Origin of the sequence: Flavobacterium sp., assembly GCF_046317795.1 — a bacterium.
GTDB lineage: Bacteria > Bacteroidota > Bacteroidia > Flavobacteriales > Flavobacteriaceae > Flavobacterium.
Genome location: NZ_JBKCVI010000024.1, coordinates 1 through 12,839 on the forward strand (window position 1 = coordinate 1; position 12,839 = coordinate 12,839).

9 protein-coding genes are annotated in these 12,839 nt (G+C 30.2%); 3 read left to right on the forward strand and 6 right to left on the reverse strand.

Annotated elements, in window-relative coordinates:
- The 5 genes from ACK5ON_RS01565 to ACK5ON_RS01585 all read right to left on the reverse strand — a co-directional run.
- Nucleotides 1-820, reverse strand: an 820-nt coding sequence (locus tag ACK5ON_RS01565; RefSeq protein ID WP_409819218.1) for a DEAD/DEAH box helicase, incomplete at its 3' end; no start/stop codon positions are given.
- A 197-nt stretch (nt 821-1,017) separates the two neighbouring features.
- Complete coding sequence (locus tag ACK5ON_RS01570) at nt 1,018-1,470, reverse strand: RES family NAD+ phosphorylase (RefSeq protein WP_409819220.1); 453 nt, start codon at nt 1,468-1,470, stop codon at nt 1,018-1,020.
- 5 nt (nt 1,471-1,475) lie between these two features.
- A complete protein-coding gene (locus ACK5ON_RS01575; RefSeq protein ID WP_396174051.1) occupies nt 1,476-1,934 on the reverse strand; it encodes an antitoxin Xre/MbcA/ParS toxin-binding domain-containing protein in 459 nt (152 codons plus the stop codon).
- A 364-nt stretch (nt 1,935-2,298) separates the two neighbouring features.
- Complete coding sequence (locus tag ACK5ON_RS01580; protein WP_409819223.1) at nt 2,299-3,558, reverse strand: BamA/TamA family outer membrane protein; 1,260 nt, start codon at nt 3,556-3,558, stop codon at nt 2,299-2,301.
- Nucleotides 3,559-3,636: 78 nt separating this feature from the next.
- On the reverse strand, nt 3,637-4,236 hold the full coding sequence (locus tag ACK5ON_RS01585; RefSeq protein WP_409819225.1) for a hypothetical protein: 600 nt from the start codon (nt 4,234-4,236) through the stop codon (nt 3,637-3,639).
- A 292-nt stretch (nt 4,237-4,528) separates the two neighbouring features.
- Here ACK5ON_RS01585 and ACK5ON_RS01590 point away from each other — a divergent pair, with 292 nt between their 5' ends.
- The 3 genes from ACK5ON_RS01590 to ACK5ON_RS01600 are packed head-to-tail and all read left to right on the forward strand — an operon-like array spanning nt 4,529 to nt 11,709.
- The gene (locus ACK5ON_RS01590; RefSeq protein WP_409819227.1) at nt 4,529-7,783 is read left to right on the forward strand and encodes a CDC27 family protein; all 3,255 of its coding nucleotides are present in this window, start codon (nt 4,529-4,531) and stop codon (nt 7,781-7,783) included.
- Nucleotides 7,749-9,692: a DUF3857 domain-containing protein gene (locus tag ACK5ON_RS01595; RefSeq protein WP_409819229.1), complete on the forward strand. Its 1,944-nt coding sequence runs from the start codon at nt 7,749-7,751 to the stop codon at nt 9,690-9,692. Before ACK5ON_RS01590 ends, ACK5ON_RS01595 begins: the two co-directional genes overlap by 35 nt.
- Nucleotides 9,693-9,735: 43 nt before the next feature.
- A complete protein-coding gene (locus ACK5ON_RS01600) occupies nt 9,736-11,709 on the forward strand; it encodes a DUF3857 domain-containing protein (protein WP_409819231.1) in 1,974 nt (657 codons plus the stop codon).
- 49 nt (nt 11,710-11,758) lie between these two features.
- Here ACK5ON_RS01600 and ACK5ON_RS01605 read toward each other — a convergent pair whose 3' ends face one another.
- Complete coding sequence (locus tag ACK5ON_RS01605; protein ID WP_409819234.1) at nt 11,759-12,829, reverse strand: AI-2E family transporter; 1,071 nt, start codon at nt 12,827-12,829, stop codon at nt 11,759-11,761.
- Nucleotides 12,830-12,839 lie beyond the last annotated feature (10 nt).

Below are 12,839 nucleotides of genomic sequence, written 5' to 3' on the forward strand. Positions count from 1 at the left end.
GTATCGTTCCAAATTGGTCTGGAAAAACTTCTTCTAATTTATCGGCCAATAAATCGGCTGTTTTTTTATTATTGACAAAAAGCAAGACTCTTTCAAAAGCGTCGTCTTTTAATAATTCAATAATCAGATTTACTTTGGTTAAAAAATTAGGCGTTTTGTAACCCAATTGTTCAATTTGTTCTAATGGAGTGCCACTTGGTGCTAGAGAAACTTCTTCGGGAAATTCAAAATATTCTTCTAGCATATCATCCACTTCCTCAGTCATAGTAGCAGAGAAAAGTATGTTTTGACGTTTGTTTTTTAGCATCGATAGGATAGAAGTTACTTGCGAGAAAAACCCAAGGTTTAGTATTTCGTCAAACTCATCAATAACTAGTTTTTGTAAACTGTCAAATCGGATAACGTTATCGAGCGCTAAATCCATAATTCTTCCGGGTGTACCTACCAGTATGTCGATACCACTATAAACGGCTTTTTTTTGGGTATTGATGTTTACACCGCCATAAACGCCTAGTGTTCTTACCGACATGAATTGTGTTAACTTTTCCACTTCGGCAGCAATTTGAACTACTAGTTCTCGAGTAGGAACTAAAATCATTACTCGAGGCGTATCAGTAGCGACAAACTGCCATTGTTTTAAGATAGGCAAGAGGTAGGCAAAGGTCTTACCAGTTCCAGTTTGCGCTATTCCCATCATATCGCAACCCGACATAATCACCGAAAAAGATTTTTCTTGAATGGGTGTTGGTGTTGTTAACCCAAGAATGTCAACGGCTTTTTGTAATGATTTTGGGAGATTGAATTGCTCAAATGTGCTCATTTAGTTTGAATTTAGGGCAAAGGTAAGCAATTACAATTTAGGAGTTTTACATTGTGTCCTTGAGGTTTGTTTTAGGGTTTTTATGAAGATGAGAAGATTTTGTAGAGCTGGGCACGGATTACTTTGTCAGTTCGCTGCGCTTGGGTGTAAATCCGCTATCGGGGTTCGCAATAGCGTGTAACCTGTTAGCCGCAGTTTTATTTAATTAATCTCGGGTCAAAATAAAATTTACTATGATCTATTACTTTTACTCTATTGAAGTCTTTATGTTGGCAATTTAAAATATAGTTGTGTGAAGTATGAATTATACAACTTGGAATTTTAAGTGAAATTTCTTTTCCTTCATTTACCCATTCTTGCCCAATTTGTGACAAAATTGTTGGCGCTGGATAATTTGACCAATTACTGGGCAAATCTGAAATTTTCAATTCTAATATTGAGTCATCTGGAATCTCTAACGTTAAAATATCAAGATCAGGAGTAATCATTGGAGGTGCATGGACAATATTTTCAAGTAATGCAATTTCTATTGATTGTCCAGTATATAAGACTGGCGTTCCTTTTTGATTCCATCTTCCAGGAAATAATGCAGCACCTGTACCTGATATATCTGAAGCATGTTTACTTTTCGTAATTCTATAAACTATCATAACATCTAGCTATATACACCATACTCAATCCTTCCAAGCAAATCTCTTACTTTAGATACTCCATTTGGGATTTCTAACAATTCTTTTGGCTCTAAACCTCCGAGTGCAGTGTTGGGCAATTCTAACCATTTAAAAAAATTCGTTTGACTTCCAAAAACTTCGTTTCCATACAAAAATAGATCTGCTAGTTCAAAAAGTTGTACTGAAAAATTTCTTTCAAGCTTTTTATCTTCTTTTACCCAACGATAAATTGTAGGTGCTGAAATATTAAGCATCTCTGCAGTAGTATGACGTGGAATATTAAAGTGCTTTCTAAAATTATTTATAACATTAGCATTAACACCTTTAGTTGCAATATTAATAAAATCAAAAGGACTTTCGATTTTTGAATTAATATATTTTCTGCCCAAAATGTCTAAAAGAGCATCATAATGTTCTGTGGTAGTTTTTTCAGTTTGTATCATTTGATAATATAATTTATTAAATAACGAAGATATATAAAAAACATTGTACTCAGCACAAAAGTTCTAAAAAATTGTGGCTAACTCCTAAATACCCTCAATAACTTGCGTATATACAACCAAATCAGTTAGATTGGTAAAGGTTTGTTTTGTGTTATTATTTATCAAATATATTACTTTATTCTTACAAATAATAGAAAGAGTTTTTATGGGGTGTTATTTTCCTCTTGTCCCAAAAAACGAGGTTTTTGCCCTTTGACCCTTCGACCCTTCGACCCGTCGACAAGCTCAGGGTAAACTCAGCTCAGGGTGTCAAAAGACACTCGGTTGTGAGTGTCTTTGATGTTGGTAGTCCCATTCTAGATAATTAAAATGTTTCCCCAGCATTGAGATAAAACGCTTTTGATTGTCTTCCCCAGCCGTAGTTAGCAATTAAATTGGTTCGAGTAGCTTTATCAATTAGAATACGTAATCCAACTCCTGCGGCTGGTTGAATATATTGTAACAGTTTGATATTTCTATCGGTATCACTTGCTGAGGTAAAATTTGAAAATAGCGTACCACTTATAAGTTGGTTACAACTAATGGGGAATCGGTATTCAATCTCTAAGTAGGATAAGTCATTACCTCGAAACAATCCTTGCACATATCCTTTTCCGGCTCTACTTCTTTGATCCCAACCAATGGAGGGTAAATTAAGGTAGGGCACAACGCCTGAAGTTACAAATTGCCCATAAGTCCAAAAACCCAAAACGTGTTGCTTATTTGTTTTACTCAAAGGAATAAAATAGCGTAATTCAGTATAAAGCACTGAACTGGGTTTTTGATTGTTGTTTAAAGCTGGATTCATTCTTACATTAATGTTTCCAAATAAGCCACGATTACTATTAATTTGATTATCGCGAGAGTCATATAATAAATTTAAACTTAGACCATTGACATAATACTCAGAATTACTAAACCCGTTTGCTGTATTGTAATTATAATGGGCAGTAAATATTTCGTTTTCAATATCAAGATTATTATCATTTATTTCGGAATACTGATCAATGTGAATTCCAGTTCCTACATAAAAATTACCTTTAACTCGCCATGAAATAGTTTGATGAAATTTCAGATAATTATAATCCATAGGTTCTGTAATATCATCAATAGTAAAATTATCATTATTTCTAGCCGAAGGGATAATATCAGTTCCTAAACCATAGTTAGCTTGTGTAAAAATATAGTATCGCCAATCACCACTAAACGTAATTCTGTTATTCATAAGCATAACATTGTTTTTAAAGTTGATTATTAGTTGTTTCTTCTCGGTATAATTTACCCCAAGACTTAGGGTAGAATATTTGGCCTCAGCACCTTTTCCTTTAAAGGTATACTGTGAGGTAACTCCATACATAAAACTAGTTGCTGGTTGTGAACCAATAACTGGAATAATAATAAAAAAATTGCTTTTAGATGGTTTTACAACAAGTAACGAGTCTTTTTTCTTAAATAGTTCAGGCAAAGATTTTACTGGACACTTTACTGTTTCGATTTCGGAAGTATTTTGTGCAACAATCTTGCCTTGAAATGAAAGCAATACTAAACAAGTTAAAAAAAAATTTACAAAAGAGTAACGAATCATTATTGAATATTTGTTTGTATTTGTAGTATCTACATTCGTTGCTCAAAAATAAATAGAAAGGGAGCTTTTTTAAAGTACTTATTTTAGGAATCCATCTTTTCTCATTCTTTCAGCAACTACATCAGCTATTTCATTAACGGTTTTATCGATATTTGTTGGATTGACTGTTTTAGAGGTAGAAGACCAAATCAACTTATCTTGTTTAACAGAAAAAATGGTTGTTTCTACAAAATAGTTTTTATCTGTAGTATAGTAACCGGGAGTTGAGTAGAATCCTGCACCATAACTATAATATCTTCCATAGCCACTATAGTAAACCGATGTAGTTCCTTCTACATAAGAAGTTTCCTCATTAATATCAGCTAATCGCATCATTAAAACATGTGTGAATTTACCTTTTCTTAATTCATCATCTAATGCATTTACATTAGCATTTTTCAGCATAGCTAAAGAGATAGCATTATATGAAACCTCAGCATTTTTGTTTAATCGTTGCACTAAGATATCTTCAATAATTCGTCTTGAAGTTTCATCTTTTACCATGGCAATTACAAAAGTTTTATTTTCAGCGCTATTGGATATAGTCGTACCTGGTTCATGCCAAGATTTTTCTATTGAAGTGGAACCGCAACTCAACATAAATAGGGAAATGCACCCTAAAATAATTAACTTTTTCATAGTAGTAATAAATTTTAATTTTTCAAAGATATTAATTTTTAATCATATCTGTTGATTTCTAATAATATGGAATTTCATCTTTAATAAACAAATTATTATGAATAATAACATTCATAAACTTTTCCATTTGAATGATTATCAAGCTTTATTTTAAATATTATATATAATTATTCATATTAAATGTATTGGATAATCTATAATTACTATAAATAAATAGAAAAGCCGTAATTAATATTTTATTCTAAAAACTATTTATTTTATATTTGAAAAAAATCAATTTAGAAATTTTATAATGAAAAGTTTTGTTTTTGCCTCGTTCCTTTTTGTTTACACTACTATTATTGCTCAAACCGATTATACTGTTATTTACAGTGCTGATTCTTTTATCAAGAATGGTATTCGATTGTATGAAGAAAAAAAATACCAGGAGTCAATAGATGAATATAATAAAGTAGATTCTTTGGATCCAAATTACCCCACTGCACAATATGAAAAAGCGATATCATTGTTTGCTTTGGAGAAAAAAGATTTGCTTAAAAGTCATTTTGAAAAGTTGTATAAAACCAACGAGATGCAAAAACTTCCCACTTTATACACTCTATATGGTAGTTACCTGAGTGATGAAAAACTGTACGACGACTCTGAAAGGGTATTTAAAGAAGGATTACTAGTTATCCCAAATTCTAGTAATCATTTGTATAATTTAGCACTATTATATTACAGAAAACAAGAGTTGCAAAAGTGTATTGACGTATTGGAAAATATCATTTCACAAAATCCTAATAGCGCTTCATCTCATTATTTATTAGGATTGATAGCTTTTGATAATGGTAAAATCTCAGAAGGAACTATGGCTATGTTGAGTTATTTAATTATAGCACCTAATGGTAAATTTGCTAAGAATGCCATTCTAAAAATGAACGCCAAATATGGAGATAACTATTTGACAAAAAGTAATTATGTATTTTCTAAAAGTGGTGATAATTTTGAGGAATTAGAAACCATTCTAAGAAACCAATTACCATTGCGTAGTGCTTATAAAATAGAATCCAAAATTGACGATGTTGTTACACGACAAGTACAAGCTGTACTAGAGTATTCACAATCGCACAAAATAGGAGATGGTTTTTTTGAAACAAATTATATCCCTTGGTTAAAATCAGTTGCTGATCAAAAACAGATTGAAGGATTCTCCTATTACATGTTATTAGCCATGGAAAATGAATTGGGTAAAAATTTAACTTCCCAAAAAAAGAAAATTATTCAATTTACGGAAGATTATATATCCAAGGATTTTTGGACATATTTTGCTAAACGAAAGCTAGACATTTTTGGTACCCAAAAAGAAGTAATAGTTTATCTAGAAAACAGTACACCTTATTTAATCGGAACGTTCGTAGATGGTAAAAAAGAAGGTCGTTTTAAACTTTTGAATAAATATGAAAATCTCGATGGCGAATTGCAATTTGAAAACAATGAACTCAATGGTTTACAAAAATATTATGATGACGAAGGTAAACTTTCAGAAGAAAAATCTTTTGCCAAAGGAAAACTAGAAGGCAAAAGAACAGTATATTATCCTAGTGGAAATATTAGTCTTGTAGAAAACTATCACGAAGGCGTATTGGAGGGAAAGACAACATCTTATAATATTACAGGAGGTGTTAACTGTGATGGAAACTACTCAAAAGGAGAATTGGAAGGATTATTAGTTTGTTTCTACCCAAATGGGTCAAAAAAATCGGAAGGCAACTATGTTTTGGGAAAAATGGAAGGTCAATATAGCAGCTATAATAAAGTTGGGGATATTACTTCTGTTGTAAACTATAAAAACGGCGAGGTAAACGGTAAATATAAAAAATATTACGATTCAAAAACAATTTCTGAAGAGGCAGAATATTTGAATGATAAAATTGTAGGAACATTTAAAAAATATTACCCTAATCAAAAATTAAAAGAAGAATACATCTATAAAGATAATAAAATTAGTCTTTCAAATGAGTATTATGCCACAGGGATTAAGTCTGTAGAATCAACCTATAATGATAAAGGAGAATTAATGATGACCATATATTATAACCCTTCTGGAGAAAAATATTATGAAGAACTCTATAATTCAAAAGAAATTAAATTCATTAAACAATATTCGAGAAATAATCCAAAACCTACTGAAATTAACTTAGCTCGAAAATCTTTTGAAATCAAATCCCTAGACGGTAGAGTGATGGCAACTGGCTCTTTTGAAAAAGGAAGAAGAAACGGCGAATGGAAAAATAATTACACTTCCGGAAATCTTGAAATGATTTCAAACTTTTCTAAAGGCCAACAACAAGGTTTAAACACGCTCTATAATAAAAACGGCAACATTACCTCTATCCTAAATTTTGAAAATGACACTTTGAATGGAAGAAATGATATTTTCAACGATAGAGGTTTAAGAAAAACTCTTTATTACTCAAAAGGCGATTTGAACGGTCCATACAAAGTCTATTATCCCGACGGAAAATTAATGATCGAAGGTTTTTATAAAAACGATGAACTTATGGGAGACAAAAAAACGTATAACCAATCTGGAAAATTGATATCCAATGATAATTGTTATAACGGCATAATAATTTCAAGTGATTTACATAATTACAAAGGTGAAAAAGAAACAACTATAGAGTATAACAATAAAAGCGGTGCTTTTTCATATTCAATGAATGCTGGAATAACAACCCAAAAATATAGTCTAAAAAATGGATATATGGATGGTATATATTTACGAAAAGATAAATACAATAACGTGCTTATAGAAGCAGAGTATAAAAACGGAGCATTGCAAAATAGCTATAAAGAATATGGACCAAATAATACTCTACTGTTAGAACAAACCTATTATAATGGAGATATAAATGGACTTTCAAAGAATTATGATTTAGCTGGAAATTTAAAAATTTGTTCAGAATACCTCTTTGGAGATGAGTATGGCAAAACGACTCGTTATTATAGTAATCAAATGAAGCTATTTGAATATAGCCAAGTTGATGACGATATAGAAGGAGAATTTATTTATTATAATAAAAAAGGAGAGCCACTCGTTAGTATTTTTTACCTTAATAACGTTCCTCTTTACTACATGAAGAAATCAAAAACAGGACAATTGACTGAAAAAGTGGAGTTGATAAATGAGTCTGGGGTCGTTACATCAAATTATCCAAATGGAAAAATAGCGATACAATTTACATTTAACAAAGGAAATAAAGAGGGCAATTTTATTATTAATAGTGAACTAGGAAAGCCAGAATACTCTAGTTTTTATAAAAACGATTTGTTAAATAACGATAGAATAGAATACTACTCCAATGGAAATATTTATCTAAAAGAACATTTTGTAGATAACGATTACGAAGGTATTCAAGAATATTTCAAAGAAGATGGAAAACCTTGGATCAAAGCAGAATATAAAAATGATGAACTCCACGGAAAAACTCAAATTTATACTAATGGTATAATAACAACAACAAAAAAATATGATGCAGACTCTTTGGTGGAAATCAGTAAATAGAAACTTTTTGTTATTAGGAATTACTATCCTTTCAGTAAATAGTATTAATGCTCAAACTAATTTTGAGACATATAAAAAAGAATATCCCGATTATAATGAATTGATTGTAAATAATTCAACTTCCTATTCAATTAGCTTAGTAGACAAAAAATTGAAAGTATTACAAGACAATCAATATGAATCAATTATATTATCTGAAAACGGTATTCAGAATAATAAAGAAACCTTTACTTATTCTGATTTTGTAAAACTACTTTCATATGATGCTTATACAATTGTACAAGATAAAGGTAGAGATAGGAAGATAAAAGTTACTCAAGCTATGGAGAAACAATCGCAAAATGGTTCAGTATTTCATGATGACATTAAAATAAAACAATTGGTTTTCCCAAATTTGGAATCGGGTGCTAAAAAGTTGTATAAATACTCAACTGAATTTACAGATCCAAATTTGTTACACAAATTTATTTTCAGTGATGTATTACCCACAAAAAATGCTACCATTGAAATTAAAACTGATAAATCAATTAATATTGGTTTTGTGATATTTAATGACCCAAATCATGCTATCGAATTTAATAAAATAGATAAAAAAGACAGCTATATCTATCAATGGACATTAAAAGATAGCAAACCTATTAAGTTTGAGCAAAGTTCTCCAGGATATTTATATAGAGTTCCTCATATCGTTTTTTATATTAAAGATTTTACCATTGACAATAAGAAGACAGAACTTTTAGGGGATATTCAAAGAATGTATGACTATAATAGTGGATTTGTAAAAGACCTTAATTTAGTAGAAGATGAAGCACTAAAAAACCAAACACTTTCTATAATTGAGAATAAAAAAACAGACGAGGAAAAGTTAAAAGCTATTTTTTATTGGGTAAAAGATAATGTGAAGTACATTGCTTTTGAAAACGGATATGAAGGTTTTATTCCGCGTCAAGCAAGTTTGGTATATGAACGTAAATTTGGCGATTGCAAAGACATGGCAAGTATCATCACATCAATGGCAAAATATGCCAATATTCCTAATGTATATTTAGCATGGATTGGCAGTCGAAACTTACCGTATTCATTTAGTCAAATAGCGACTTCTGCTGCTATAGATCACATGATAGCAGTATATAAGAAAGGCACTGAATATATATTTTTAGATGCTACCGATCAAGAAACTCAATATGGAATCCCTACAGCTTTCATTCAAGAAAAAGAAGCTTTGTTATACAACGGTGATAAATTTCAAATTGTCAAAGTGCCTGTAACCAATGCTGAAAAAAATGCGATAAAAGATTCTGTTTTATTAACTATCAAAAACGATAAAATTATCGGTACGGGTCATCTTGAAATTGAAGGTTACAACAGAACCAATACTTTAAATCAAATAGGAGATTCGAGCAACAAAACCAAGTTTGAAAAGATTAAAAGTTTGGTACTCAAAGGAAATAACAAATTTAATCTTTATGACTTTTGTGAAGATAATATCAGAGAAAGAGATAAACCTTATGATGTTCATTATGATTTTGATATTGATAATTACATTATAAAAGTAGATAAAGAGTTGTACATCAATTTAATGTTTGACAAATATTATGAAAAATCTACTATAGAAAAAGATCGTGAATCTAGTTTTGATTTCGATTATCTGAGTAAATTTTACTCTTTTGTGGAATGTATTATTCCTCAAAATTGCCAAGTAAAATACATACCTAAAAACGTTGATTTAGAAAACGAACTGTTAAAAGTAAAAATTGAATACCAACAAAAAAATAATAGTATTGTTATGCAATCTACAATAGAGCTAAAAAAAATAATATTGGAAGTAACGGATTTTCCTTTGTGGAATGAAACCATTAAAAAATTGAAATCAAACTATTCGGAAACTATTATTTTAAAAGAAAAATAAACTTATCAAATCACACCATATTCATCAAACTCATCTAGCACCCATGAAATTAAATTGTAAACTCATAGCAACCACTATTACTTTTATTATTCTAACTACAAATATGTATGCCCAAGATTATAGCTTTAAAGATTATGATTGGGACAATAAAAAAGCTCCAATTACAATTCCAGAAAACTATAAAAACGAAAAAGAGGTGGTACTCTTTAGAAATATTAAAATAGAACTTGATGTTAAAGGAAAAGAAGTAAAACAATATTACTTAATTCATGAAAAAACATACATCAATTCAAATGATGCTATTGAACGCAATAACAAAATTTATATCCCTTTTAAAATGGATGAAAGTGCTATTGTTACCAAACTAAGAGTAATTCAAAAGGACGGTAAAAGAATTACTCTTGATAAAAAGGATATTAAAGAAGAGGTGGACGAAGAAAAACAATTAAAATATAATTATTTTGCCATTACAGGATTAGATATAGGAAGTGTTATTGAAAAAATATTTATTCTTGCTGAAATTCCAGATTTAGATGGAAAAACATTCAGAATGCAATCGAACGTTCCTATTGCACAAAATGAATTTCAGCTTATTTTTCCAAAACATTTGAAATTCAAAACCAAATCCTATAATGGTTTGCCAGAGCCTATATTAGAAAAAGCTGCTGATACTTTAAAAAATGTAATAAAAGTAGCCGATCAAAATATAGTAGCACTTGAAGACGATGAAAAATATTCAAATAGAGATGTCAATTTAAAATTATTTAGATACAAATTGGACGAAAATTATTATTCAGGAGCAAAAAATATCAATAGTTTTTCCAAGTTCACTTCTAACTTCTATGATAGAATCAATCCAATTCTTGATAAAAAGCAATTAAAAGCGGTGGAAGATTTTTGTAGTCAAATTCCAAAAACTGATAATCTTCAGGAGCAAATTTGGAACATCGAAAATAAAATTAAAAAGTCAATAACCTATAATATTTATGCCGAGAGCAATGAAACCATTACAGATATTATTAAAACCAAACAAGCTAATAAAGTAGATTTATTAAAAATTTATATGGCAATTTTAAAGCAATATAAAATTGAAACTAAAGTAGTTTTAGCTTCTGACCGATTTAATATTCCATTTGATAAAGATTTTGAAAGTTATGAAAACTTGGATGAAGCACTTTTATATTTTCCAGGAATAAAAAAATACTTAATACCAACAGAAATAGAATATAGAATTCCTTTATTTCCAGACAAATTGGGAAATAATAACGGGCTATTTATCAGTGAGAAAATATTTGGTGGAGTAGGAATGGGGATTAGTGAAATTGGATTTATTGAACTTCCAGGTGCAGAAGTCACCAATGATGTGATGGATATTACTGCTGATTTTACAGAAGATATTGAAAATCCAAAGATTACTACAATTGTTTCTTTTGGAGGGTATTCAGCACTTAATTTTCAACCAATAAAAGATTATGTACCTGCAGATCAATTCCAAAAGATTTTGAAAAGTATCGCTGATAATTATACTTTAGATGCTGAATACACTTCGTTAAAAACTGAGAATGATGGAGTAGAGTTCATCGGTAAAAAACCTTACATAATGAAAATTTCTTTTGATGGCAAAGAGTTAATTCAAAATGCTGGAGGTAATTATTTGTTTTCTGTTGGAAAACTAATAGGAAGTCAAATGGAATTGTATCAGGAAAATAAAAGAGTGCTTCCCATAGAAATTGATCATCCACATTCCTATGTGAGAAACATAATAATTAAACTACCAAAAGGAACTAAGACAAAAAATCTAGAAAAGTTTGTTATGGATTTTAAAACTCAAATTAACAATAAAACAGTGGCTGGATTTATTAGCAATTATTCTGAGAAAGATAACACAATAACGATTATTAATAATGAGTTTTATAATAGTGTGGATTATCCCCTTAATAAATTTGAAGAATATAAAAATGTCATCAATGCTGCGGCAGATTTTAATAAAATAGTTATTATATTGAGTAAAAATTAATTTTTTTTCGTGAAACTAACTATAAATAAGAGTTGATTTTTTAAATTAATTAGACATCAACATTTTCTGGCAAATCCTCCAACCACGAAGAAAATAATTTATATCCAATGGAAAACACAATTGGACCTATAAACATTCCAATAAACCCAGACATGATGAAACCGCCAATTACGCCCAGAAAAATAACTAGCATGGGTACAACAGCGCCTTTGCCTAACAAAATGGGTTTTAACACATTATCCGAAAGACCGCTTAAGAGGAAATATACGGTCCAAAAAATAGCAGCAGTATTACTGTCGCCAGTCGAAAATAAATAGATGATTACCCCAATATTGACTAGTATAGGACCAATTTGAATAATAGAAAACATAAAACACAGTAATGTTAAAATCCCAGCAAACGGAACACCACAAAGGAAAAGTCCCACTGCTTGTATGATAGTTTGAATGATTGCTACACCAATAATTCCTTTAACTACTTGTTGCACTGTAGATGTTGAAATACTTAAAACTTCTTCGCCTCTGGTCCCTGCAATTCTCATGATAAAATTAGTAGCTAATTTTTGAGCACTACTCGAAACCAAAAAAACTCCTGCTATGATTATGGATAAAATTATTTGCAAAAAACCAACTGCTGAACTTACAACGCTTCCGGCTACTTTTTTAGAAATTTCTATTATTGGCTCTCTATAATCTATCATGGCTTGTTTTAAATTTGTTGAGGTTGCATATAAAAAGTCATAGAGTTTGTTTCCGATTATTGGCCAATCTTTAATTTTTTGAGTTGGAGCATGAATTTTAAGTGTGTTGGTCTCAATTTGTGATTTCAAGTCTAAAATATTTGAAGTTACCGCACTGAAAAAATAGAAAGCAGGTATAAACAAGAGTAATAATATCAAACTAATTATTAGAAAGGAAGCCATGCTTTTGCGTCCTTTTAATTTCTTTTGCAGCAAATTATAGATGGGATGCAATATTATCGCAAATATAATTGCCCAAAGTACGGGCATTACAAATGGGGATAATAGTTTTGCACAAAAGGCCAAAACCAGAAATACAAGTCCTAATTGAAGAATGATTTCAAAAATCTTTTTGCTGTTAATTTCACTAGGGTTTTTCATTTTTATTTGT